This is a genomic window from Nannocystis bainbridge (genome assembly GCF_028368995.1).
Lineage (GTDB): Bacteria > Myxococcota_A > Polyangia > Nannocystales > Nannocystaceae > Nannocystis > Nannocystis bainbridge.
In genome coordinates, this window is record NZ_JAQNDL010000003.1 from 2,231,443 (window position 1) to 2,257,027 (window position 25,585).

Genomic DNA, 25,585 nt, shown 5'->3' on the forward strand with positions numbered 1-25,585 from the left:
GAGGGAAAGCTCGCCGGTCGGCCGGCCGCTCATGGTACCATGGCCTCGTGCTGGCACTCCTGATCGGCGCCCCGACCCGGGGGCTCGAGGGCGTGGATGTCGACCTCGCCGACATGGCCGCCCTCGTGCGCGCTCGCGGGGGCGAGCCCGTCGTCCTGCCGCGCGCCACCTTGCCGGCGGTGCGCCAGGCCCTCGCCGACCTCCTCGGCCGCTGCGGCCGCGACGACGCCGTCCTCCTCTATCTCACCGGCCACGGCAGCGCGATCCTCAACACCGAACACGACAGCCGCGCCCTCACCCCTGCGCCCGAACGCCTGACCTACTTCGCCACCGTCGCCACCGACGGCGAAGACGCCTGTCTCTTCGACCTCGAGCTCTCGCTGTGGTGCGCCCGCCTGGCCGGCAAGACCCGCAACGTCACGGCGATCCTCGATTGTTGCCACTCGGGCACGCTCGTCCGCGGCGACCACGACAGCGTCGACGACACCGCCGCCCCCATGGCCGCCTTCCTCGCCTGGCGGGCCGCCCATCAAGACGAGATCGACGCCCTCGACGTCGAGGCTCACCCCGACGTCGTCCGCCTCGCGGCCGGCGGCATCAACGGCCGCGGCATCGCCCACGCGCACGGTAGCGCCCTCACCCGGGCCTTGCTCGCCGAGCTGCCCGCCGCCCGCGACGCCTCGTGGGTCGCCCTGTTCGCCGGCATCGAAATGCACCTAGCCCAGGCCGGCCTCCGGCAGCACCCGCGCCTGTCCGGCCCGGTCCGCCGCCGCCCCTTCGACCTCACCGAGGCCCTGCCGCCCGGCGCCGTCCCGGTGCGACGCGAGCACGGCCGGATCGTCCTCGCCGCCGGCCAGCAGCACGGCGTGCGCCGCGGCGACCTGTTCCTCCTCGACAGCGACCCGACCCGCGTGCACCACGTCGACGACCTCGCGCCGACCCATGCCGTGCTCCACCCGCGGGACATCGACATGTCCCTCGGGACATCCTCCCACGACCTGTCCTTCAGGACATCATCAACCGCCGCGCCCGACATGTCTCTCGGGCCAGCCTCCTTCGCCGTGCCGCTGCACCTCTACGGCCACGGCGGCATCGCCCTCGTGGGCCCACGCGAGCACACCGAGCCCCTGTCGCGCGCCCTCCGCTCCGCCGGTTGGTCCGTCGACCCGCGTGACCGCTCCGCCCCCCTCGCCACCCTCGAGTGCAGCGAGAGCGCGATCGTCGTCCATACCGACGAAGCTCGCCTCGTCGCCGACGACCTCCCCGGCTGCTTCGCCATTCTTCAGCGGCTGGCCCGCAGCGCGCGCCTGCAGCACCTCGGCGCCGGCAGTCTCCGCTCGCTCGGGGTCCGGGCCAGCTGGGGCCGCGTCCGCGCCGGCGTGCTCGAGGCCCTCCCGCCGCGTGAAGCCGAGCTCGCCGACGACACCCCCGTGTTCGTGCGCCTCGAGAACACCGCCGCCGGTCGCCGCTTCGTCAGCGTGTTCTGGCTCGCCGACGACGGTCACGCCGCCCTGCTGTCACGCTCGCAGTCGATGGGCATCGAGCTCCCGCCGCGCACCACCCACCTCCTCGGCGCTCGCCCCTTCGCTCGCGCCGCCCGCGGCGTCCTCCTGCCGCGTCGCCCGCTCGCCCCCGGGGAGCGCCGCCACGAGCGCCTCGTCATCGTCGCCAGCGAGCACCGCCAGGAGCTGTGGAGCTTCGAATCGTCTGACCCCGCTGGCACCTCGTACCGCACCGCACCCGGCGTCCACGTCGAGGTCTTCGCATTCACCGCCCGCGCCGCCGCAACGCCCCCGTCATGAGCCAGTCGATCCAACCCCTCCATCAATTCCTGCTCGATCGCTTCACCGCCTCCGAGCTGCGGCAGATCGTCACTTTTCATTACCCCGACGTCGGCCCGCGGCTGCCCGGCGAATCGATGTCCCACGCCGAGCTTTGCATGCAGCTGTGCACCGCGCTCGATCGCCTCGGTCTGATCGATGGTACCCTGTTCGCCCTGCTCGAGCGCGAGCGGCCGCGCTTCCGCCCCGAGATCGATCGGCTCCGCCGCCACTTCGACGCCGCCGATAGCGGCCACGCAGCCTCCGTCTCCACCAGCGATCAACTGCTGGTCGCGTTCGTCGCCGCCAACCCGCTGCGGCTGCCCGCGCTGCGCCTCGCCGAAGAGGCCAAGGCCATCGAGGACAAGCTGCGCGGCACCAGCAACCGCTTCCGTTTCCAGTGGTCCTGGGGCGCCGGCCCCGACGACCTGCTCGACGCCGTCGTCGCCGCCTCGCCCGACGTGCTGCACTTCGCCGGCCACGGCGGCAAGAACGGCGCGCTGCTGCTTCAGACCGCCGACGGCGCCACGCACCCGGTCTTGCCCGAAGCCCTTGCCAGCCTCATCGCCGCCCGCCCGCGACGCCCGCGCCTCGTCGTCCTGAATTGCTGCTACAGCGCCATCCTCGCCAACGCCCTGCGTCCTCACGTCGACGCCGTGGTCGGCATGCGCGACGAGGTCGACGACGACGCGGCGCGCCAGTTCGCCGTCCAGCTCTACCGCGCGCTCGCCCAGCGCGACAGCCTCACCACCGCCTTCGACACCGCCCGCGCCGCCCTGCAGGTCCACAACCTCCCCGCCGATCATCTCCCGCAGCTCTCGCTGCGCAACAGCGTCGACCCGGCCCGCTACCGCCTGTTCTGAGCCCGACTCGCCCGCTTCGACGCGAGCAGACGCGGCAGCACACTGCGGTGATGAGCATAGCGAGAGCCGCTCGTCTCATCCCACGCGCCGCCGCCGACCATCACGAAGAGCGCTCCCAGCCCCGCCGCCGCGACACTGCTCAACACGCGCAACCCTGTCCCTTGTGACAGGTCTTGTTGCGAGCGATGCAGCTGTCTCCGCACGGCTGCCCCGTCGAGCAATAGCGACAGCAGTACCGTTCCCCTTCCGCTTCAACTTCGCTAGCCGCCTCCCGCGCGGCCTCTCGGTTCGCTCTTCGCACCTCCGCTTCGCGCCTCGCATGTGCCAGTCGGACTGCCTTCGCCTCCTCACGCTCGCGCATCCGAGCGCGGGCCTCGTGCTGCGCCAGCAACTTGCGATCGCGCTGCGCCTGTTCGGCTGTCGCCCCCGGGTCGACGAAGATCGGCTCCGCCGGAATTCGCCCTGGCCCGACGCACAGGTGCGGCCCACACACCTGCCGTCGCTCGCCGTGCTCGCTGTCGACATAATTCAAGACCGACTCGGCCAGCGCCGCCGCCTCCTTCGCCTCGGCCCCGAGCTCGACCAAGAATCCCTGCACGACAGCCCGACGCCGCACCGCCGCCTCCGGCGCCCCGATGGGCAACACCAGCTCGTGAAGGCGCCCCTGCGGCGAGGGCAACGACCAGTACCACCACACCCCGGTGCGCACCCCCGCCGCATACGTCCCGCGCTCGCTGCGATCGCCTCGCTCATCGAAGAAGGTACACCGCCCGTCGCGCACCCCCTCGCGGTATTGACATTCTTCGCGCTTCACCCCGGAGATCGCATCATAAACCACGCCCCATCCGTGGCGCACGACCTCTCCGTCGGCCCGCGTCTTGCCACAGAAGTACCCCGACCCATGCGGCGGCGCCTGTCCGTACCAGCTCGCGCCTTCAGGGCAGGGCGCAGACTCGGCTGCGAGAGCGGGCAAGCTCAGGACCGTCGCCGCGATCAGCCCCAGAAACCATCGATCGAGCCGTCGCATCAGAACCTCACCTCCCAGCCGAGCCCACCCGCTAGTCGCAGCACCACGGCGCGTGCTCGATTGCGCTGCCGCACGCCCGCTAGCGCCACGCTCCCCCCCACGATCGCCAGCACCCCCGCAGTCACCGCCAGCCCGATCGCCAGCCCTCGATAGAGCCGCACCTCACCGCGAAGGCCACCCGTGTCCTCCAGCGGCAGGCCATACGTCTGCGCGGTCTCGTTCCTCGTCTCGGCCATCGACAGCCGCTCCTCGCGCTGCCCCTGCAAGTGCCACGAATACAGACTGCCCGCCGCCGACGCCGCCGCGCACCCGAGTACGAGCATGCCACCCCTGATCAGCGGCTTGCCATCGGGCCCCGCGGGCTGCGACGTCTCCGGCTCGACCCGCCGCGCACCCGACCTCGCCGGAGGCGGTGCATCGAGAGACGGCTCGCGGCTCGCAAACACCGGCGCCGGCGGCTGCACCGGCGCTGGCGGCGGTAACGGAGGCGGCGGCGCCGACCACTCCGAACCGTCCGCCGACGGCACATCGATACGCGAGCGATCGATCTCCGGTGGCCGCGTCTCCGCCGCGAACGGATCCGCCGCCGGATCGACACCGACCATGAGGGCAACCATGCAGTTCAAGACCCCATGCATCAGGACGCGTCCTCCACCGCGAGATCGCTGGCGCAGCGGAACCCGACGTCCGGCATCCGCTTGTGATCGAGAACCTTTGTCGTCTCGTCGTCACAACGATCGGGTGCCAAGAATTTCTTGTCGTACGACAGCCAGCTCCCACCGCACGCGATCGCCCCGTCGCCCCGCAGCACGAACTCCTGCGCGTTACCGAACAGGTCCGCCACCCCGAGGCGCGACGGGAACCAGTCACGGAACGAACCGACGGGCGCGAGGTGGCTGAACGCGTCCTCGTGCTTGAACACGAACGGCGGCACGTTGGCCGACTTGAGACACTCCGCGCCGCACAGGTTCATCAGCTTTATGAATTCGCCGACGCGCCGGTAGTCGATGTCCATCACCGCGGCGATCTTGCGCTCGCTAGCGGTTGGCAGCCGGCGCCCCTGCTGTTCACAAAAGATGCGAGCCTCGGCGGCCGTGATCTGCACCACCGGGTAGTCACTCCACCGCGGATCTGGCACCGCTGGGTCGCAGTGCTGGGCATACGTCGCATCGAGTTGGTCGTGGACCCCGCCGTGCCTGACCGGCGGACACGTCAATCCGTAGCGCCCGCGCGAGACCTCGTGGACGTCGAGGCAGAACGACCGCTCCCCGCGATAGAGCCGCGGATCCGGCACCACGAGGACCATGTCCTCCGGGCAGGGCGCAGGAGGCTTCGCCGCCTCCTCCGCAGTAACCACCGCTTCGCCCGGGAGCACCATCGACTCGGGATCGATCGCTCGCCCGCCGAGGAGCCCCTGTTCATACATCACCACGCCGCCCAGCCCCATCGCCCCCAGCATCACCGCCGGCAGCCATCGCCGCGCGCTCCGCAGCTCGGCGATGTCACGCCCTCGCCGCGGCCGCTCAGCCTTCAGCGCCGCCTTCAGCGACGCGTCGTCGATGTGCCCGTGCCGCTCGAACGCCGCCGCGATCTCCGCCGTGAGCACCAGGTGGGAGTCCTCCCAGCGAATGCCGTCGTGGATCTCCTTGTAATGCAGCATCATGAACCGCCGCAGCTCGTCCTTGGCGAAGATCGAGCACAGCAGATCCGCCATGCTGGCTGTGTCGGGACGCTTCATCGCTGCGCATCCCCTGTCGCGGCTGCCGCGGCGCAGCGGAACCCGACCTCTGCGCTCCGGGCCTCACGGGCGTGCTCACGCCCGGCGAAGGCCGTTCGCAGCTCTTCCTCTGCGAACGTGGCGAAGCCCCCGCCTCGCGCCGAGCAGCGCGGCTCCGCCGTCGTGCACGCGACCCACTCCCACACGTTGCCCGCCATGTCATGCAGCCCCGAAAGCGACGGCGTGTACGACCCAACATCGCGCGGCTCACCGTAGCGATCGTCGGCCGCGCGCGGCATGTTGAGCCACGCCGCCGTCGGCTTGTGATTCCCGCCCGGATACTTGAATGCCGCCAGTGCGCCTCGCGCCGCCCACTTCCACTCGACGTGAGTCGGCAGCCGCTTGCCGTGGAACTCGCAGAACTCCTGCGCCTCGTCGATCGCCACGCAATTGATCGGCCGCTGCGGCGCCTTGCCCCGGCGCGACCACGTGCAGCGCTCCTTCCCGATCGGCTCCGACGCGCTCACGTGCCCGAGCTGCCGTTGCAGCCGCTCGCCGTCCGTCGCGGCCAGCTGCTGCACGTACGCGTGGAACTCGCCCACCGTCACCTCGTGCGTGTCGAGACAGAATCTCCGCAACGGCCGCGCCGCGAACGTCCCGCCGTCGATCAGCGCCATGCCCGGCTTGCACGGCGAAGCCGCGCTCACCGGCTTCGCCGGCCTCGACTTACGCTCCGGCAACGGCCGGTTGTACTCGTCCCTGAATTCATCGATGAGCGGCGGCACCCAGCTCATCGTCAGCGCCCGTAGCACGATCAACCAGATCGTCATCGCCATCCTCCACCAGCGCCGGCACTCTACCACGGGCCCCGGAGCCGCGAGCGACGACGATGACGACCTGGCCCGATGTACAGGTGACTACTGTAGGCGGAGCAGCTTCCAGTACGCCCCGCGCCCCGTCGAGCGGATCGGCGGGAACTCCTCCCCGGTCTCCAGCGAGATCTCTCGCTCCTCCTGCGTCGGCTGCTTCCCTGTCGGCCCGTCGGTGTAGCCGTCGAAGACGTACTCCCCACTCGCCTTGCACTTGTCACTCGTCTTGAATCGATCGCCCACGTTGGCCATTTCGTCTCTCCTCGCCTTTGTGGTTCTTGCGACCGCCGCCATCGATCACCCGCGTTCGACGCTGCCATGACCGATGTTCACTCACGCCATGCGCGTGACGGTTTCGTCCGCAGACGACACGCATTGCAGTTCGGCTCGCTGCCCCCGCGCCTTGACAGCCCAGCATGGTGCGAGTAATGTCGATACGGCCCCAGCGATGGGGTCAGCCATGCGCTTCTGATCCACGAGTCTTCGAGCACACCGACGCGGCGCCCTCACCGGGCTCGCCAGCCGCGGTTTGTGTCGATTTCTCCCGCTTTGCGGCGCCATGCGCCGACGAGCGATATGCGTCGCGCATGCGACCATAGTTCGGCACACCGGGGCTCTCGGTACTCGGAGGGCGATACCTCGTCCGGCGCGAACGCGCCGCGGGGCTGCGGGTCTGCGGATTCACTCTCGGGTGATTCGCCAGGCCGCGGGTGATCGTCGTCCATCGCGCCCTTCGGGGGCGCGCGCCGGGCCGCGTCGTCCTTTCATCATTCCCGCACCGGCGCGCGGGTTCGTTTACGTCTGTCCTTTTGGACAGGCTCGTAGGATCGCGTCCATGCCCAAAATCTCCTTCGCTCCCAAGACCAACCCTGACATCACCACCCCCGAGCCGCACACCGACCCCGAGCCGCGACCCGGGCGCGAGCACACCGGCCCGCTCTCATGGGTCCTGGGTGGCGCCCCCACCGCGCGTCCGGCCCCCGCGCCCGGTCGCCAGGAGCCGCGGCGCGAGCCGGCGCACAATCGCCAGCCCGTGGGCGCCGACGTCCGCCGCCGGCGCAACCCGTCGTCGCGCTTCCGCGGCTGAACCGCGCCACCCACCGGCGAGCTCGGCCGACGCAGCCGAGCTCGCCTGACGATCGCCTCACCGTCCGCGGCGAGGCGCCTTCATTGCACATGTCCTCGGGGACATCTCGCGCACCTTCTCGCCCAACCGCGAAATGATGCCACATGTCCCCGCGGACATCTTACTTTTCCGCGCGCTCCAGCGCCGCCCGCGTCGCCGCCAGCTGCGGATGCTGCAGCGCCGCCCGCAGCGTCGCCGCCTGCGCCAGCAGCTCGCGCCCGCCCGTCCCTCTCGCCAGCCCCGCCAGGTGCAGCGCATCGGCCAGCCCCCACGCATAGCTCGGCCGCCCGCGCGCGGCCGTCAGCGCCTGCGCGGTCGCCTCTTCGATCCCGCGCTCCGCCGCCAGCGCGCGCGTCAGCCCCAGATTACTGAACTCGACCACGAACAGCCCGAACCCGCACGTCTCGGCCAGCATCCGCCCCTCGTGGATCACCCGCGCCGCGTCGGCCAGGCGGCGCTCGGCCAGGCAGATCTGCGCCTCGAGGGCGTGGCAGCGCAGCACCACCTCCACCTCGCCCGACGCCGTCGTCCACGCCCGCGCGTGGCCCAGGTGCACGCTCGCGCGGTCCGGATCCGGCTCCTCCTCCGCCAGCGCCAGCGCCCCGAGGATCGTCTCCGCGTGCGCGCGATGCCCCGCCCACCCGAGCTCGTGAAGCCCTTCTAAATTACCCTCGATCTCCGCCCGCGCCGCCGCCCCTCGACCCAGCCCCAGCGCGTGCTCGGCCGCCCAGAACGAGCGGCGCGCGAACGGCCGGTCCCCCATCGCTCGCGCCTTTTCAAAGCACGCCTCCGCCTCGCCCACGCGCCCCAGGTCGTGCAGCACCCGGGCCTGCAGCGCCAGCCCGCGCGCCACGTCGCCTGGCGCCTCTGCGCGGCTCGCCACCTCCACCGCCGCCTCCGTCAGCGCCAGCGCCTCCGACAGCGCCCCCGCCAACCGCTCCGTATAGGCCAGCGCGCGCAGGCTCGTCGTCAACCCCTCGAGGTTGCCGGCCTCGCGCACCAGCGCCCCGTGGATCCGGTAACAGCGGCTCGCCTGCGCCAGATCGCCGAGCGCCCCCGCGTAGAGCCCCCAGTCGTACACCAGCCGCGCCCGCCGACCCGGCTCGAGCGCCGCCGTCATGCGCGCTGGATCGCCGCCTGGCGCGAACTCGCGGACGATCCGCGCCCCGCGGCTCATCGCCCCGAGCTGCAGCCCCAGGTGCGAGAACCCGCCCAGGCTGCGGAAGTAGATCGACGCCGCCTCGCCCGTCCGGCCCGCGCGCAGCGTGTGCAGCAGCAGCGCCTCGTACGTCTCGAGCCGCTCGTCCGCGTGCGGCCCCGGGCGATGCACATCGAGCCGCGCGATCAAGTGCGCGCGCTCCACCTCGTGGATCGCCGCCGGCGGCGCGCCCAGCAGCGAGCGAAAATACTCCGCCACGAACGGGTGCGCCGTGTAGCGCCCCGGCCCCGCCCGGGCCACCAACCCCAACCGCTCCAGCCGCGCCACAATCGGCCCGATCGCCGCCGCGTCGCGCCCTGCCAGCGCCCCCGCGACCGCCCCGCCTGCGCTCGCCAGGCGCGCCAGCAGTTCCACGTCCGCCCCCGCCGGGAACAGCGCCAGACGAGCCACCAGATCGCGCTCCTCGGGGCCCAGCGCCGCGGCGTAGGCCGCCAGCACCGCCAGCAAGCGCCGCGCCTGCACATCGTCGCGCGCCGCCGGCTCGAGCGCGATCGCCTGCGCTCGCTCGCCGTCGCCGCCGAGGAACATCCCCGCGTACGACCCCAGCATCGCCACCGACAGCGCGTGCCCGCCGACCCGATCGACCAGCGGCCGCAGCGGCGTCTTCGCGCTCAGCCCCCAGTGCTCGAGCAGCGTCGAGCCCTCTGCCGGCGACAGCCCGCCCAGGCGCAGCGTCGTCAACCCGGCCCCGTCCCACGCCTGCAGGTCCGTCGGCTCGAACCGCGAAGTCAGCACCACCCGCGCCGCCCCCAGCCCGCGCGCCGCGCTCATCAGCAGCCGTCGCAGCGACCCGTCGGCGATCCGTCCGTACGTCGAGTCCTCGCGCCCGCTGCCCTGCAGCACCTCGATCCCGTCGATCACCAGCACGTGCGGCGGCCCCGAGGCCAGCGCCTCTTGCAGCCGCTGCGGCCGCTCTCCCGCCGGCACCTCCGCGCCCTCCGCGAAGTAGCGCGTCGCCGCCGCGAAGAACGCCTCCACCCGCGTGTCGTCATAAAAACTCCACACCAGCAGCCCGCCCGCGTGCGGCCCCTCGCCCAGCTCCGCGATCATGCGCTCGACCAGCGCCGTCTTGCCCGCCCCGCCGATCGCCACCACCGCGATCACGCCCCGCGTCGGCGCGCGCAGCAGCGCCAGCGCCTCCTCGCGACCGACGAAGTGGCGCGCTCGCGGCAGCGTGTGCGCGTGGCACGGCCGCCAGCCCGCGGGCGCCGGCGCCGGCTCCGTCGCCCGCGCCTCGATCACCAGCTCGCTCTCCGCGATCCCCAGCTCGCGGCTCAGCGCCGCCAGCAGCCGGCGCCGGCTGGCGTTACGGACCACGAAGCCCTCCGCCGCCTCGTTGACCGCCCCCGACTCGTAGCGCCGGTACGTCCGCACATCGACCCCGACCGCCGCCGCGGCTGCCTCTTGGGTCAGGTTCAGCTCGGTGCGGACCCGCGCGAGCAGCTCGTGATGGAAACGGAGCACGGCCGGAGCGCCATCCTAGCCGGTCTTGCCCGGTTCTGCCCGGCCGCGATCCTCGTCCTGCGGGCCTCGCGGGCGCACCGTCTCGACATGAGCACGCCGAGCAAGACCCCGATCCTCGCCGACAACGTCTTCACCGTCCGCGATTTCTGCACTCCTGACGAGTGCGCCGCCTGGCTCCGGCTCGCGCACGACGTCGGCTTCGCGGAGGCCCCGATCACCACCGCGCGCGGCTTCGTGATGGCCCCGGAGATCCGCAACAACACCCGGGTGATCCGCGACGACCTCGAGCTCGCGCATGGGCTGTGGCAGCGGCTGGCCCCGTTCGTGCCCGCGCGCCGCCACGGCTGGCAGGCCGTCGGCCTCAACGAGCGGCTCCGCTTCTACCGCTACGAGCCCGGCCAGTACTTCCGCTGGCACCACGACGGCGCCTTCCACCGCAGCCTCCACGAGCAGAGCCTCCTCACCGTCATGCTCTACCTCGACGCCGAGTTCACCGGCGGCAGCACCGAGTTCGAACACGCCGGCGAGGTCGTCCGCGTCGCCCCCGAGCGCGGCATGGTCCTCGTGTTCGACCACCCCCTCTGCCACCAGGGCGCCCCGGTGCGCAGCGGCGTCAAGCACGTCCTCCGCACCGACGTCATGTACCGCCGCGACGATGCATGACCCGAAGGACATGCCCAACAGGCCATGTCCAATACAACATGCCCTAAACGACATGTCCCCGAGTTCATCCCCCGGACCTCCGCCCATCGAACAAACCGCCCGAGCCGTTCGCCCCGGCGGCTCTGTTTTCGAATCAACGCCGGACACGGATGCCTGCCCCTCGGCGAACATCGGCCCTGCTTCGATCGCTTCACCGCGCCCGCGGGCGAGCCTCGGCCGCGCCCGTCAGCGGAAGCTCACCGCGGTCGCTGGCGCGCGTCGGCGTCGAACAGCCGCTCGAGGTCCGCGCTGAACTTCTTCGCCGACGCGATCAGGGCCGCCTCGTCGTGGCGGATCGCGTACTGCTCGTTCAGCACCTGCTCGTCGTGCTCGCGGAACGTCTTCACGTACTCGCGGGCGTCGCTCGGCGTCACCCCCAGCTCCTCGAGCGAGCGGTGCGCCGCGTCCAGGCTCGAAAGGAACATCTCGCGCACGATCACGTGGGCCCCGTGGGCCCTCAGGCGGAACGCGTGCGACCGGTTGCGCGCGCGGGCCACGATCCGCAGCTCCGGGAAGTTGCGGCGGACCGTCTCGACCGTGCGCATCGACGCCTCGACGTCGTCGATCGCCACCACGATGAGGCGCGCCTTGTCGGCCTTGGCCGCGCGCAGCAGGTCGATGCGGGCCGCGTCGCCGTAGTAGATCTCGTTGCCGAACCGGCGCAGGAAGTCCACCTGCGTCGTATCGATCTCGAGCGCCGTGAACGGGACCCGCGTCATTCGCAGCACTCGCCCGACGATCTGGCCGAAGCGGCCGAAGCCCGCGATGATGACCGGGTTCTCCTCGTCGATCGCGTCGAACTCGCGCCGGTTCTGGGCCGCGCGGCGCGCGGAGATCCGGTCGCGGGCGATCAGCAGCAGCGGCGTCACCATCATCGACATCGTCACTGCCACCACCAGCAGATCGATCACCTCCGGCGCCACCAGCCCGGCCGGCCCCGCCACTCCGAACAGCACGAACGCGAACTCGCCGCCCTGCGACAGCGCGATCGCCAGGCTCGAAGCTGACCCGAAGGACATCTTCGCCACCCGCCCGATCACCAGCAGCGCCAGCCCCTTGACCCCCACCAGCCCGAGCACGATCGCCAGCACCGCCAGCGGCTGCGCCGCGATGATCCCGAGGTCGGCCGACATCCCCACCGCCACGAAGAACAGCCCGAGCAGCAGCCCCTTGAACGGCTCGATGTCGGCCTCGAGCTCGTGGCGGTACTCGCTGTCGGCCAGCAGCACCCCGGCGAGGAACGCCCCCAGCGCCGCCTCGAGGTGGACCAGCTCCATCAGCAGCGCCGTCCCGATCACCACCAGCAGCGCCCACGCCGACGACAGCTCGTTGCTGCGCGTCGAGAGCACCCAGCGGAACAGCGGCCGTAGCAGCATGCGCCCGCCCAGCACCAGCCCGGCGATCACCGCCGCCGCGATCGCCAGCGACATCCATGGCCCTTGCGTCGCGTCCGACCCCTCGCCGCTGCTCGTCAGCAGCGGAATCGCCGCCAGCACCGGGATCGCCGCCAGATCCTGGAACAGCAGGATCTTGAACGACGCCCGCCCGTGCGGCGCCGTCAGCTCGAGCCGCTCGCCCAGCACCTGCAGCACGAACGCCGTCGACGACAGCGACAGCGCGAACCCGACCACCAGCGCCCCGGCCGGCGGCAGCCCCAGCAGCCACCCCCCCAGCGCCAGCAGCAGCGACGTCACCATCACCTGCGCCGACCCGAGCCCGAACACCCCCGCCCGCATCTCCCACAGCCGCTTCGGCTGCAGCTCGAGCCCGATCACGAACAGCAGCAGCACCACCCCGAATTCCGCCACGTGGAGCGTGTCCTCGACGTGCTCCACCAGCCCCAGCCCGGACGGCCCGATCGCCGCCCCTGCCGCCAGGTAGCCCAGCACCGAGCCGAGCCCGAGGCGCTTGAACAGCGGGACCACCACCACCGCGGCGGCCAGAAAAATCGCAGATTGAGCGAGCTGCACCGGCCCCGAACATACCCTGCGACGGGCCTCCGCTGACGCCCGCTTTTCGGCCGCACCGCCCGCCGACCCCGCCCCCGCGGTCACCCGCTCGAACGAAGCGCCCGGAGCTCTCCCCTCGGCCCTTTCGAATCTCTCGTCACCGGTCCCTCGCGAGCGAGTGACTCGCCCGACCTACCGCATCCCTCACTCGCGCGCGTCCGGAGCACCCCATGGCTCGAGCATCCTCCCCCGCGGCGACCCGTCAGCAAACGCGGCCATGCTTTCACTACGAGTCGTGGTCGGTGCCCACGCACCCGCAGTCCCATCGACAGACCTCGTCCTTCTTGGGACCGCACTCTCCATCGATGTTCTCGACCAGATCGTGCAGGACCCAGTACTGGTCGCAGTTCTCGGCCTTGTTGCCGCAGGCAAAGAAGTCCAGCAAGGCGGGGGCGCACTCGGGAGCTTCCCACTTCGCCAGCCGGATCTCCTGAGCGCGCACGCACGCGTCCACCCCCGCATAGTCCGGTCCGTAGTTACACTCGCTCAGCAGCTCGCAGCGCCTCCGGAGGATCTCATCCGCATCGCCCGTGGTCGATCCGGTGCTCGAGGTCCCCGAGTCCGTCTCCTGGCCGACAGGGCGATCGGTACAGGCAAGCAGGCAGGCGGCGAGCAACGGCAGAGTACGGAACATGGGGGTCTCTTGCGAGGGTATGCGCGAGAGAATAGCACCACCGAAAGATCTGAACCTCCCGCTGCATCGGCTCCGACTCAGAACCGGCCGCTCAGCACCAGCCCGCCGAGGCTCGGCGCCACGCGCACCAGCGCCTCCCGCGTCCGGCCCTCACCTCACGTGCACCGGTATCGACGCGACCGCCCTGCCGAGGTCCGGGCGGTCGCGTCGGCGTCGAACGCTTCATGAGCGCGCTTCAAGCCGTTTCTGGTTCAGCACCAGTCGTCACGGGAGCAGCGCCTAATCCTATAGCAACACTCTCACTCGGAGATGAGAGGCTCGTATGAAATCGTAAGATAGTTCACACCCCGCAGGATGTATACGTCAAACATCGTCTCGCTCTCCCCCCACAGCTCGCTGAGCGCGGCCCACGCGTCTGCAGCCGTTTCGAGGGGCATTCCGTTGATGCCCAGCGGGATGTCGCCGTCTCGGAACCCGAGCAGGTAGAAGAGCTCGCCGCTGTTCGCATTGTCGACCTGGAATCCGGGTCCGTTCACGACAGGTTCGAAGTATGCGTCGTCACATACGAGGAGTGGAGCCGGGTTGCTGATCAGGGCGGACAAAAATGACCAATTGTAGTAGTATACACCACTAATCAAAGTGACATTATCGCTCGGATCCCAACCTGCGCAGTTGTAAGGAATCGGCCCGCCAGTCGGATCGCCAGTCGGATCGCCAGTCGGATCGCCGCCAGTCGTCGGATCACCGCCAGTCGTCGGCTCGGGCAGCACACCCGAACAGTCCAACCATCCGATGTTGGAGTCGATGGCTCCCCCATCAAAGCAAGCCGCGGCACAGTCGGTTTCGACCTTGTTGCTTGTATAGCTCAAGTCCTGGTTACACCAATCATTCCAAATGTCATCTGACCATGACTCGTCCCATCCCTGACAATAGCAGGAGTACTCGATCCCGCCAGGACAATCCCAGCAGAAGGGATTTCCCAGGCTGGTGGCACCCGTGATGCTCGTGGTGGGGAGGGTGTCGGTGCCTGTCTCAGTGCCGGTGCCTGTCTCAGTGCCGCTCCCTGTCTCAGTGCCGCTCCCTGTCTCAGTGCCGGTGCCTGTCTCAGTGCCGCTCTCTGTCTCAGTGCCGCTCCCTGTCTCAGTGCCGCTCCCTGTGCTAGCGGTGTCGGTGGCGTTATCAGGCTCCTGCTTGCACTGGATGGATGTCGAAGCCAGGATAGCGACCACGTATGCACTCCGACCGTTCAAGCTCAAATTTTTCATGCCTACGAATCTCCTGGTTCAGACCCTAAGAGATCATTCGCGGCAAGTCAAGAAGGAAGACACCATTTGAGGGACGGCTTCCTCCAAACTGGGCAAACCAGGAAAAGGTATTAGTCCAGTGCAGAGACGAGACTTAGGGACGCAGCGTGGGTCGAGACCTTAGCGATAGCCTAGGGCCTATCCCAGATCGCAAAGTCCGACTTCGATACCACTGTGGCGCAGTCTACGACAAGGTACTCGGAGACATGACTTGTACCTCCGCTCATCAATGTACTCGAGTCGCGGAGGGTCGTGCCTACGTCCCGGCCATTTTGGGATCCATCGCACTGGACGGATCGTCGACGCGAAGAAGCTGAAAACCAATGATCGTCGACGCGTTGGCAGGTCCGTGGAGTCGGAGTGAGTAGCGCCCGGGGTCGAGCCAGCCAATTTGCGGGACATCTATCGCTCCAGCGACGAGTTGGCGAAGCAGACATGGATTGTCGCAGGCGTACATCGAGACGATGTGCGTCATTCCAGAGGGGACATCATCCTCTTCTCCGAGAACGCGAAGTTCGTAGAGCCCCCCCTCCCCGATGTCGATCGTGTGGAGGACGAGGGTGCTGTCCCCCGCAAAAGGCCCGATAGCGTCCAGATCCTCGCAAGACAGAGTCCGCGTCATCTGTAGTGCCCGCCCGTCCCAGGCCAGCGTGGGGGCGTTGCACTCCATAAGCTTGGCGTCGTACGCCTCGTGGGCGCAAGACGGCCCTGCTTCGAATTCCGCGATCGAATCGTCCAAGCTCGTGCCGAATTGCTGACGGAAACCGACATCGAGCTCTAACTCACCCGCGCCAGCGTCCAGAGATGTATAGAGCCGCAGAAAAGCCTCGATGCCATGACGCGAGATGAGGAAGGCGGTGAATTTCCCTGCTAACGGGTAAAGATCGTACTCCACGAGTTCCGCATTCGTCGCGGTGAGCGCTTCGCGAACATCGGCACTACTATCACCGACGTTGCTGTACGGTCGCCCATCGAGGCCCTGATAGACGACCGCCAAGCCCTCGGCAAAGAACACAGGAGGGCTACCGAGCGCGAAAGTCAGATTGTGCACGAGCTCATGATTATGCGGCGCGGTGCGCGAAAACGTCTCATTACCTCGCGCGCATCCTACCAGTCGCGCGCCACACTCGGAGCGGTCAGTAAAGTCTTGGGAATCGAGCCAATAGAAGAGAATGCGTTCTTCCCCAACTGGCGCGGAGATCGAGAACTCATTCGAGACACGTTCGACGAATTCGTCCATGAACGCCAGTGAGCCTCCGCAGAGCGGCTGACCGGTAGCGGCGTCGACGACGACATGTTTCCCTTCAAGGGATGCGTCGCCCAGCGGACGGCAAGCCGCCCACAAGAAGACGGCACATTGAAAATACCGCTTCATGGGACCTGCTTCATGACCGTCACGCCCACGTCATCGGTGAGGATGATGTCAAAGTTCGCGTCCCCGTCGACATCGGCGAGGTGGATCGCCTGGACAAATCGCGAAGGTAGGATGTACTCCGAGAACTGGGGCATTGCGCTCGCCATATGACGCCCTACGAGCAGGGCCACGATTGGTCCAGAAAGTCTCCCTGGGCCGGTCGTGGCGAGCAGTTCGGGCTGGCCGTCAGCGTCCAAGTCAGCGATTGCAACATTCGACACGTCCGCGAGTAGCGGCCCGGACTCCTCGGCTCCGCGCAGGACCGAGAGGGTCTGTTGGCGCAGCAGGACGAGTTCAGTCAAACCGTCGGCGTCCAGGTCGGCGGGTAGGAGGTCGTCGGCGAGCACCGGGCTATAAACTTCAACCGGCTCGAAAACGCCGCGCCCTCGTCCCCGTAACCAGAGCACTCCCGCCGCGCTCGCACCGACGAGATCGATCTGGCCATCTCCGTCGAGATCATAAAATCGCGGACGTGCGACCGGCGCCGGCGCAGCGAGGAGGGTCGTGCGCGGAGGCTCGACGCCGCCTTCCGCGAGACCCAAAAACACATGAACTTCGGACTCCGGATTCGTGGATAACGCTGCAAGATCGACCACTCCGTCATCGTCGAGGTCGTGCGAGTACAACTGAATGCCGCTAGCCGGCAGCGACGCGAGGTGCTGAGCATTGGCCACACCTTCTGCGAAGGTGACGATATATATCTGCGAGCCCGGCGCCTCATCGGTCGCAACGATGATGGCTTCGTCGGCTTCGCCGCTCGACTCGACGAGGACGACGTCCGAGATCGGCACTTCCGCGAGCGAGCCGGTGACGATCGGCTGATGAAGAGGTCCGAAGCTACCGCGCCCGTCCGCGAGCGCCAGCGACAGCTTTGCACCAATACCGACGAGGTCCGCGGCCCCGTCACCGTCGACGTCGCCGACACGAAACCGACGCGGAGTGTCGATCGCCACGACATTCGCCGCCACGAGCGCGGGCCCTAAGACGACACGACGCGCCTCCGTCGGGCGCTCCTTCTGGATGATCACGAGGTCGGATATCCCATCATCGTCCATCTGGGCGAAGGAGAACGACGAGGCATAACCCACGCTATGGCTGCCAAGCGCCGTCCAACCCTGGTCCCCCTGCAGCCAGGGCGTGAGCAAGCTACGGACTTGCACGGGCTGAATGGCCACGTCAGTGCGCCCCACGACGTCGAAGAAGCCGTCTGCATCGAGGTCATCCAAGTGCAGACCACTGCACGCGATATCACTCAGAATTTCGAAGTCCGCGGGCTCTTGCTCCAGGACGTTCCGGAAGGCGCGCAAGCCCTGCGGGCCGCAAGTAACGACGTCAAGATCCCCGTCACCTTCGAGGTCGGCGTAGGCCGCGGCTTGAATACTATGACCCTCGGCGAACGCGAGCTCGCGTGGCGGCGCAGTCACGTCTTGAAGGTAATGAACCCGACCTTCCCCGTCGCTTATCATCAGGTCGGCCCGCAGGTCGCCCGCGCCCGCGACAGCATCTAGTGATATCGCGTCGAAGCCGAGTGGGACCTCCCCCCCGAGTTGCAACGCGCCATTGGGATCGGAGGCGAACCAGTACAACTGGCTGGCGGTCTCTCGTTCGGCGAGAACTAGGAGGTCGAGACGACCATCGCCGTCGCCGTCTCCAAGCGCGACGTCGGTGATCCTCTCGCCGACAGTCATCGGTGGCCCGGGGCTGTACAGGTCGACGCCATCGCGTTGCAGCACGGCCACTTGCCGTCTGTCCCAGACAACGATCTCGCGCGAGGCATCTCCCGTCACCTCGCCGGCGTCAACGGACCAGACCGCTGCGAGACCCGTATCGAGCTCGACCGGCAAACCCGGCCCGCCACGCCACAGCTTGAGCGGTCCCGCCAGCTTCTCGCTGAGAATGAGCTCATCAATGCCGTCATCATCGAGGTCGACCGCCCATCCCCGCGTCATCGCCGGCCCCTGCCACAAGGTCGTGAGTTGCAGGCCGGTCCCTGGTTCGAGCCGCCCGATGCGGTTGTTCATCGCGCTCGCGTAGTGCAGAAAACCGCCCGCCCCAGACACGATGGCGCTCGCCCACGAAGTCGTCGCACCAGCAAGCGTCTCCCCGTTCAAGGGATCGAGCCGTTGCACTGTCGAGGTCGCCACGGACAGGACTCCCAGCGCGGGCGGACCGCCCTCGGAGTTCACGACCACCAGGTCGCTTGCTTGCGGGATGCAAGCCCACGTCTCCTGCGCGCGCAAATTTCCCTTGTTGTCACCGTGGAAGACACTAACCGCTTCCTCGAACTCGCTCAATGAGGCGAGATCGAGCGCACCATCCACGTCGAAATCGGCAACAACAACGGCTTGCGGGGCCCCCTCGACCAAGTGTCGAGGCCCGAGCGAGAGCCGGCCGTGGCCATCATTGAGGAGCAACTGCAACGCGTCGGCCTCGGGAAGCGCGACCACCAGATCGACGTCGTCGTCACCGTCGAGGTCACCGGTCGCCAAGCCGCTCGGACCAGGCCCGACCGCGACGTGCGTCACGTCCGTGAGGCCCCGCAGGATGCTGATGCTGCCGTCGCCAACATTGCCTGTGACAAGTTCCGGCGGGCCCGCGGCGTCGAGATTCGCTGCTACGATCGAGCGAGGCGCGGCACCGACTGCGTGGTGCTGCAGTTTCGGAAAAGAGCGTCCACCTCCACCAAGGTGAACACCGATTTTGTCTTCTGCCGGCAGCGCGGTGGCTAGATCGAGATACCCATCGTCATTGAAGTCTGCGACCACTACGCCCGAGATCTGACTCGCCACGGGCAAGAGAGTCGTCTCTGCGCCCATTTCGGTGTCTGAGCCCCATAGAACGCTAAATGTACCGGGCTCATGGTTCGCGGCTATCAAATCGCCGGCACCATCACCATCGAGATCGGCGTATACGAGCGTGCGCGGCCCAAAGGCGACAGCGAAACGAGAAACCTCCAAGCACAAGGACCCGTTCGAGATACCAGGACACGACTCGGTGCGTGCGCAAGCAACAAGGATCGAAACCGAAAGTACGAGGGCACAGAGTTTAGGAGAGAGCCGGAGATGTTGCATCATAGGCTTCCTCGACGCGAAGGATGCGAAAAGCCTACCACGCTTGAAATGGAGAAGACATGGCAGCGACAGGGGCTCTTGTACCGTGACGCAGCACACGCCTCGGCGTGGCAGCCCGACGCTCTTGCTCAATCCTGACGAACTGCAGATCGCGCAGTCGCCGGCGGCGGGGTTCGCACGCAGTCGAGCGGTTGCGACGTTGCGGGCTCCGAATCAACTGTCAGGGAAAATCTGAGACCATGAACCCTTAACACTCAGTTCGCGCCGCTCATCTTAATGGCGCGATACCGTGGTGCCGCAACTTCACACATGCGAGCGCGATTCCGTGCTCGTGGTGGTAACCTCGATCGGCTCCGACTCAGAACTGTCCGCTCAGCACCAGCCCGCCGAGGCTCGGCGCCACGCGCACCGAGCTCCAGCGCCCACCGCGACCGGCCCGCACGTCACGCGCACCCGTAGCCATCAACGTCGCCCCGAGCACCGCCCCGAACACCGCGGTCACCGCTCCGGCCGCCAGCATCGACTCGCCGCGGGCGTGCTGGGCCCGCAGCGGCGCCAGCGCCTCGTCCGAGTAACCTGTCCCGCGGGACAGCTCGTTCGCCGAGAAGCGCTGCACATACCAGCCGCTCACCGTCACCCCGAGCCCCACCACTCCGATGCCGAGGAACGCCGCACCCGCGAACATCTGCGCTCGCCCGCGACGCCACCGCGCCGGATCTCCGTCGCTGCCGACATCGAGCTCGCAGCGCGCCTCCGCGGCGCCCTCGACCTCCGCAGCCTCCTTCGCAGCCGCGCCCGTCGCAATCACATCACCACCACGCGAAGCATCTCCCGCCGCGGCCGCACCCGACTCGCTCTCCCCCTCGCCTGTCACGCCACGCGAATCCTCCGCAGCCTCGCCCGCAGCGCGCGCCATCACCACGCTCAGCACCGCCCCGGACCCGGTCACCTTCCCCACGCTCGCCCCCTCGGCGCGCGCATCCTCCATCGCTACCTCCGACATCACCGCCGCGGGCGCCGCCTCGTCCTCATTCCCCGCCCGTGCGGCCTCGACTCGTCGGACCTTCTTCCGCACCGCCTTCGGCTTCACCGCCACCGGCGCCGCCGCCTCGCTCGCCGCCACCTTCGCAGCCTTCGGAGCCCGCCACTCATGCGCTGGCAGCTCCACCGGGCTCTGCGCCAGCACGCTCACCAAACATGTCCCAAAGACCAGCATCATCATGTCCCCTCGACGCGGATTGCTAATTAAATTCCGCCCCCGAGAGGATCCACCGCAAGATCACCTGCGCCTCCGCGGCTGCGATCGGCGGCCCTCCGAACGGCATCCGCCCGCCCACCGCCGGCGCCGTCAGCACCAGCTTGTGCATCAGGTAGCTGTTCGTCGGCGCGTTCGCATCCACCCGCGGCATGTTCACCTGCTCCGCCTCGTCCTCGACCAGCTCTTCCCACAGCTTGTCCGGGTCGCGATCGAAGCGCAGGTCGCCCGGCTCCACCCCGTCCACATGGCAGCCCGCCGTCGCGCAGCGCACGTCCGTGATCGCCAGCACCTGCGTGAACGTGGCCGCTGGTGGGTCGTGCTCGACCACCTCCACCATCACCGCCGCGCTCGTCACCCCGCCCGCGCTCGCCGTCAGCAGGGCCGTCCCTGGCGACACCCCGAGCAGCACTCCTTGCCCGTCGACGTACAGCTTCAGCTCCTCGCTGCTCTTCCACGTCAGCGCCGCCTCGATCGGATCGCCCTCCGGGTCCTTCACGATCGCGCTCACCGGCAGCGTCTCGCCGACCTGCACCTGCAGCGGCCCATCGACATCGAGCTCCACCTCGCCGACGTCCCCGGCCTCCTGCCCTGGCGCGCACGCGAACACCTCCGCCTCCGGCGCCCCCGCGGCGATCCACGCCGTGATCGTCGCCACCTGTCCCTCGGACAAGCTGCCACCGATCGGCATCTGCTGCCCCACTGACGGCGCCGGCAGGATCTTCTCGAGCAGGAAGCTGCCCTCCGGATCGCCCGGCGCCACCCGCAGCACCCCTGGCGCCTGGCTGCTGTCGATCCCGACCAGCGCCGCGTACGCCTCGCCCGCCGCCAGCGACAGCCCTGCCGCCGGCTGACCGCCCGCGTGGCAGCTGCAGCTCGCCGTGAAGATCGGCTGGACCGCCCCCGGGAAATCACAATCGCCCGGCACCCCGCCGGACGGATCGCCGGGCCCCGTCGTCGGCGCCCCGCCGGTCGTCGGCACCTCGCCCGACGTCGCGTCCGCCGTCGTGCCGCCCGTGTCCGTCGACCCGCCGTCGGTCTCGGCCCCCGGCAGCGACACCAGGTTGCAAGCAGAGGAGAGCGCGCCACTCACCAGCAACGCGGAACACGATCGGACCAGACGACGAAGAGTCATTGCTCGCACCTCGAGTGCCCGTTCATCGGCGGGCGTTACAAATAAAATTTCATTGAGAAGTTTCTCAATCTCGCCCGCGCCTCCGCTCTCCTGCTCACCCACACGCCGCCTGTCTCCAGACCTCGACTTCGCGGCGCCGCCCCCGCCGATCCCATCCATTGCATGTCTCTCGGGACAGGACGCTCGCCCCGCAGCGCCGCGGGCGCATGTCCCAAACAACATGCCCTCAAGGACAGCAACGACCTCACCGCAACCTGTCCCGAAGACCATCTCATCCATCACCACGGAGACGTCCGCCTCGCTCGCGCGGCCCCGCGCCTCTGCGCACCCGCGCCCTCGCCTCTGCCCGCGATCGCGCCCCACGGCCCCCGGTGCGGCGCCCGGAGCCTTTCGCTACTCTGGCGCCATGACATCTCGCCTCTGTCGCCCCGCGGCCCTCCTCGCGCTCCTCGCTGCCTGCGGCGACGACGGCAATCGCGACACGGCTGCCACTGGCAATCAGCCGTCGACCGCCCCGACCTCGCTCACCGAGGCCACCACCGGCCCGACCACTGGCGACCTGCCCACCGGTACCACCCAGACCACCGACTCTGGCGCTGCCAGTGAGGCTTCGGCCACCGGCCCCGGCACCACCGACGCTCCCGGTACTACCACCGACGCTCCCGGCACCACCACCGACGTCCCTGGCACCACCACCGGCGGCGACGACTGCCTCCCGCCCGACGCCCTCATCCTCCTCGATCGTACCCAATCGATGCACCGCACCCCCGACGGTCAGACCCCCGTCGACGCCCCCGCCTACGCCAGCAGCAAGTGGTCCCTGGCGATCGGCGCCATCGAGTCGCTCACCGCCGCGCCGCAGGACGACACCGTGCGCTTCGGCCTCGAGCTGTGGCCGCGCGATCCGGGCGGAGGCGCCTGCGTCACCCTCGCCGAGCGCATCGAACAGAACAAGACTGCCACCAATCCGCACTGCGAGGCCGGCGAGGTCGTCCTCCCGTCCGCGCTCGGCAACGGCGCCGCGATCGCCAGCACCCTCGACCCCACCACCACCCTGCTCTGCAACACCACCCCCACCGGCGCCGCCCTCATCACCGCCGGCGAGCACTTCGCCGCCAACAAGGAGCCCGGCCGCGAGCAGTACGCGATCCTCGTCACCGACGGCGCCGACTGGGACCTCAGCTGCCCCGACCCCTCGCCGCTGACCGCCGTGCAGGACCTCGCCGAGCAGGGCATCAAGACCTTCATCGTCGGCTTCAACGGCGAAGAGGCGCAGCTGGGCGCCACCGCCTACCTCAACGACCTCGCCTGCGCCGGCCGCACCGCCAAGGGCTTCCCGGGCCCGTGTGTGCCCACCGCCGACGGCTTCGTCGCCGTCGACGGCGCCAACATCCCGGTGTACCTGCAAGCCGACGACGCCGTCGACCTCGAGGCCGCCCTGCAGTCGGTCGCCGGCCAGCTCTGTTGCGGCTGCGAGAAGACCTGCGACGCCCCCGAGGTGCTGTTCGCCCTCGACCGCACGCTCAGCATGCACCGCACCCCCGACGGCGAGACTCCGGTCGACGCCCCGGCCTACGCCAGCAGCAAGTGGTCGCAGGCGATCGGCGCCATCGAGCAAGTCGTCGGCGGCGGCCTCGACACCGACCTGCGCTTCGGCCTCGAGCTGTGGCCGCGCGATCCGGGCGGCGGCCAGTGCATCACCCTCGCCGAGCGGATCCTCGACACCAAGCAGGCCACCAACCCCGCCTGCCAGGACGCCGAGATCCTCGTCCCGCCCGCGCTCGCCAGCGGCGCCGCGATCGCCGACGCCGTCGACCCGCTGACCACCCTGATCTGCACCACCACCCCGACCGGCACCGCGCTCGAGACCGCCTCGACCTGGCTCGTCGACCACGCCGTGCCCGGCCGCCAGCAATACGTCGTCCTCGTCACCGACGGCGCTGACTGGGACCTGAGCTGCCCCGACCCGTCCCCGCTGCTCGTCACCCAGAAGCTCGCCGCCGCCGGCATCCGCACCTACGTGGTCGGCTTCTTCGGCGCCGAGGCCCAGGCCGGCGCGGTCCAGTTCCTCAACGACGTCGCCTGCGCCGGCCAGACCGCCAAGGACTTTGATATTAACTGCAAGCAGATGGGCAGCGGCTACCAGGCCCAGGACCCGAACAGCCTGGTCCCGCTGTACCTGCAAGCCGGCAACGGCGAGCTGCCGCAGACGCTGACGACGGTCGCCGACGAGATCCTGCAGTTCTGCATCCCCGGCTGAACAATGTTTCAAAGGACATGTCCCCCTGGACATGTCCTTCAAATATCGCCATCGAGCTCACCGGCTTGCGGCCGCCGAGCCGACCGGCCTATGCTCGGCCAGCATGAACGTCTATCTCGCTGGACTCGGAGGCCTGCTGGCCTTCCTCCTCGTATGCCTGCTCTTGAACGCCCGCCGCGTCGGCCTGTTCGGCTGGATATTCCTGGGGGCTCTCATGGTGACCTGCGCGATCACCAACCCCGACAAGGAGCGGCACACGGGCGCCGTCAAGGACGCGCTCGTCTCCCACGAGAAGACCGCCGCCGGTCGACTGATGCTCAACGCTTTCGCGGGCGGCATCGTCGGATCGTCGCTCGACTACAGTAACTTCGTCTTCTTCTCGATCACGGGCGCCAATGGCCAGGCCGTGAGCCTGGGCCTGCTCACCCAGGTCGTCGTGTTCCCGTTCAAGACCGAGGAGCGCTGAAGCGCCGCCGCCGGCGCAGGCCGGCGAGCATCACCAGCGCGAGCAGCCCCGGCCCCCCGGCCACGCTGCAACCCTCGCCGCCGCCCGATTGCGCCGGCGCGCCGGTCTCCGTCGCTTCCGCCTCCGGCTCCTCGTCCGGCGGCGCCACCGGAGCCGGATAGACCTGTCCCTCGGGCCATGTCACGCATTGCTCGGCGTCCCACCGGTCCCCGCCCTCGCACACGTACGCCGGGCCCGCACACGACCCGGCCAGCGCCGCGGCCGGGTCGACCTCGAGCGGACCGAGCGCCACGTCGTCGCCGAAGCAGCGCTCGTCGACGAAGACCTGCTCGCGCGCCAGGTCGATCGTCTCGAGCTGCAGGCAGGCCGGCGCCGACAGGCTCGCCTCGGTCCCGACCCACTGCAGCTCGCCGCTCGGCAGCAGCCGGCTGACGAAGTTGCTGCGCGCCGCAGCCGTCAGCAGCGCCTCGTCGTACGTGTATGCGACCGCGAGCCGCCCGTGCTCGCGCAGGTGCGTGCAGAACCCCGCCTCGTACTCCAGCCGCTCGCCGTCGAAGCCGGGGCAGTGGCCCTGGTTCTCCTGCAGCCGCGGATATGCGCCGTCGCAACAGACCAGATCTGCCGGCGCCTCGCGCTGCACGACCTGGTGCTCGCTCGTCACCACCAGCGGCGGCGCGGCCACCGGCGGCAGCGGCTCGGCTGCGACCTTCACCGTCGCCTCCCGCTCGTACGTCACGCACGCCCCCGGCTGCGCCCCGTACTCGGCGGTCGCCCACGCGGCAGTGTCGACGTGGGTGACCACCGTGTACGTCGCCCCCGCGAGCCACGGCTGCGCCGGCCGCCACACGAACACCGAGAATTCTTCGTGCACCTCGAAGCTGCCCGCGACCTCCTCGCCCATCGCGTCGAGCACCTTCAACGTGAAGAACTCGAGCGCTCGCTCGGCCCGCCGGTAGCCCGGGCTGAACGTCAGCACCCCGTCGACCGCCACCTCCAACCCCGTCGGCGCCAGGAACATCGGCAGCGGGTTCCAGCACTCGTCGCCGCAATGGGCCCGGGCCGTCCCCGCCGCCGACCCGCACAGCCCCGCCGGCAGCACCCACCGCAACCAGACCAGGCCTCGCATCCAACCATCCTAGCCCAGGTCGCCCGCGGCGAACAGCCGGACCGCCGTCGACTTGCACCAGCCTCCACGAGGTGTCTCGACAAACATGTCCTCTTAGACATGTC

General features: G+C 69.1%; 20 protein-coding genes. 6 read left to right on the forward strand and 14 right to left on the reverse strand.

The genetic code is table 11. The features are described 5' to 3' along the window. The first annotated feature begins 47 nt into the window (after positions 1-47). Positions 48-1,802, forward strand: a complete 1,755-nt coding sequence (locus POL25_RS34060; protein ID WP_272090480.1) for a caspase family protein — start codon at positions 48-50, stop codon at positions 1,800-1,802. After that, the gene (locus POL25_RS34065) at positions 1,799-2,683 is read left to right on the forward strand and encodes a CHAT domain-containing protein (protein WP_272090481.1); all 885 of its coding nucleotides are present in this window, start codon (positions 1,799-1,801) and stop codon (positions 2,681-2,683) included. Before POL25_RS34060 ends, POL25_RS34065 begins: the two co-directional genes overlap by 4 nt. 139 nt (positions 2,684-2,822) lie before the next feature. Here POL25_RS34065 and POL25_RS34070 read toward each other — a convergent pair whose 3' ends face one another. The 5 genes from POL25_RS34070 to POL25_RS34090 form a co-directional block, all read right to left on the reverse strand. Beyond that, positions 2,823-3,710, reverse strand: coding sequence for a toxin-antitoxin system YwqK family antitoxin (locus POL25_RS34070; RefSeq protein WP_272090482.1), 888 nt, complete (start codon positions 3,708-3,710; stop codon positions 2,823-2,825). After that, a complete protein-coding gene (locus POL25_RS34075; RefSeq protein ID WP_272090483.1) occupies positions 3,710-4,315 on the reverse strand; it encodes a hypothetical protein in 606 nt (201 codons plus the stop codon). The genes POL25_RS34070 and POL25_RS34075 overlap by 1 nt, the downstream gene beginning before the upstream one ends. Before the next feature lie 32 nt (positions 4,316-4,347). Beyond that, complete coding sequence (locus POL25_RS34080) at positions 4,348-5,448, reverse strand: formylglycine-generating enzyme family protein (protein ID WP_272090484.1); 1,101 nt, start codon at positions 5,446-5,448, stop codon at positions 4,348-4,350. Next, entirely contained in the window at positions 5,445-6,263 is an 819-nt protein-coding gene (locus POL25_RS34085; protein ID WP_272090485.1) for a formylglycine-generating enzyme family protein, read from the reverse strand. The genes POL25_RS34080 and POL25_RS34085 overlap by 4 nt, the downstream gene beginning before the upstream one ends. A gap of 81 nt (positions 6,264-6,344) precedes the next feature. Then, the gene (locus POL25_RS34090; RefSeq protein WP_272090486.1) at positions 6,345-6,548 is read right to left on the reverse strand and encodes a YjzC family protein; all 204 of its coding nucleotides are present in this window, start codon (positions 6,546-6,548) and stop codon (positions 6,345-6,347) included. Between the two features lie 583 nt (positions 6,549-7,131). Here POL25_RS34090 and POL25_RS34095 point away from each other — a divergent pair. After that, positions 7,132-7,383, forward strand: coding sequence for a hypothetical protein (locus POL25_RS34095; RefSeq protein ID WP_272090487.1), 252 nt, complete (start codon positions 7,132-7,134; stop codon positions 7,381-7,383). Between the two features lie 160 nt (positions 7,384-7,543). Here the strand turns inward: POL25_RS34095 and POL25_RS34100 are convergent, their stop codons facing one another. Beyond that, positions 7,544-10,105: a helix-turn-helix domain-containing protein gene (locus POL25_RS34100; RefSeq protein WP_272090489.1), complete on the reverse strand. Its 2,562-nt coding sequence runs from the start codon at positions 10,103-10,105 to the stop codon at positions 7,544-7,546. A gap of 87 nt (positions 10,106-10,192) precedes the next feature. Here POL25_RS34100 and POL25_RS34105 point away from each other — a divergent pair, with 87 nt between their 5' ends. Then, entirely contained in the window at positions 10,193-10,768 is a 576-nt protein-coding gene (locus POL25_RS34105) for a 2OG-Fe(II) oxygenase (protein WP_272090490.1), read from the forward strand. A 236-nt stretch (positions 10,769-11,004) separates the two neighbouring features. On the opposite strand, the gene POL25_RS34110 is transcribed toward POL25_RS34105, so the two are convergent. The 7 genes from POL25_RS34110 to POL25_RS34140 form a co-directional block, all read right to left on the reverse strand. Next, a complete protein-coding gene (locus tag POL25_RS34110) occupies positions 11,005-12,777 on the reverse strand; it encodes a monovalent cation:proton antiporter-2 (CPA2) family protein (protein WP_272090491.1) in 1,773 nt (590 codons plus the stop codon). A 265-nt stretch (positions 12,778-13,042) separates the two neighbouring features. Then, on the reverse strand, positions 13,043-13,450 hold the full coding sequence (locus POL25_RS34115) for a hypothetical protein (protein ID WP_272090492.1): 408 nt from the start codon (positions 13,448-13,450) through the stop codon (positions 13,043-13,045). Between the two features lie 299 nt (positions 13,451-13,749). After that, on the reverse strand, positions 13,750-14,679 hold the full coding sequence (locus POL25_RS34120; protein WP_272090493.1) for a hypothetical protein: 930 nt from the start codon (positions 14,677-14,679) through the stop codon (positions 13,750-13,752). A gap of 331 nt (positions 14,680-15,010) precedes the next feature. Continuing rightward, positions 15,011-16,129 (reverse strand): hypothetical protein, encoded by a 1,119-nt coding sequence (locus POL25_RS34125; protein WP_272090494.1) that lies wholly within the window; start codon positions 16,127-16,129, stop codon positions 15,011-15,013. Continuing rightward, on the reverse strand, positions 16,126-19,242 hold the full coding sequence (locus tag POL25_RS34130; RefSeq protein WP_308477909.1) for an FG-GAP repeat domain-containing protein: 3,117 nt from the start codon (positions 19,240-19,242) through the stop codon (positions 16,126-16,128). Before POL25_RS34130 ends, POL25_RS34125 begins: the two co-directional genes overlap by 4 nt. Positions 19,243-19,597: 355 nt before the next feature. Then, positions 19,598-20,458, reverse strand: a complete 861-nt coding sequence (locus POL25_RS34135) for a hypothetical protein (RefSeq protein ID WP_272090495.1) — start codon at positions 20,456-20,458, stop codon at positions 19,598-19,600. A gap of 22 nt (positions 20,459-20,480) precedes the next feature. Further along, positions 20,481-21,587: an Ig-like domain-containing protein gene (locus POL25_RS34140; RefSeq protein ID WP_272090496.1), complete on the reverse strand. Its 1,107-nt coding sequence runs from the start codon at positions 21,585-21,587 to the stop codon at positions 20,481-20,483. Between the two features lie 448 nt (positions 21,588-22,035). Between POL25_RS34140 and POL25_RS34145 the strand changes: the two genes are divergently transcribed. Further along, complete coding sequence (locus POL25_RS34145) at positions 22,036-23,889, forward strand: vWA domain-containing protein (protein WP_272090497.1); 1,854 nt, start codon at positions 22,036-22,038, stop codon at positions 23,887-23,889. A gap of 103 nt (positions 23,890-23,992) precedes the next feature. Beyond that, positions 23,993-24,355, forward strand: a complete 363-nt coding sequence (locus POL25_RS34150; protein ID WP_272090498.1) for a hypothetical protein — start codon at positions 23,993-23,995, stop codon at positions 24,353-24,355. On the opposite strand, the gene POL25_RS34155 is transcribed toward POL25_RS34150, so the two are convergent. Next, positions 24,336-25,481 carry a hypothetical protein gene (locus POL25_RS34155; protein WP_272090499.1) on the reverse strand — a complete coding sequence of 382 codons (1,146 nt, stop codon included), beginning with the start codon at positions 25,479-25,481 and terminating at the stop codon, positions 24,336-24,338. The two genes, POL25_RS34150 and POL25_RS34155, sit on opposite strands and share 20 nt — an antisense overlap. Positions 25,482-25,585 lie beyond the last annotated feature (104 nt).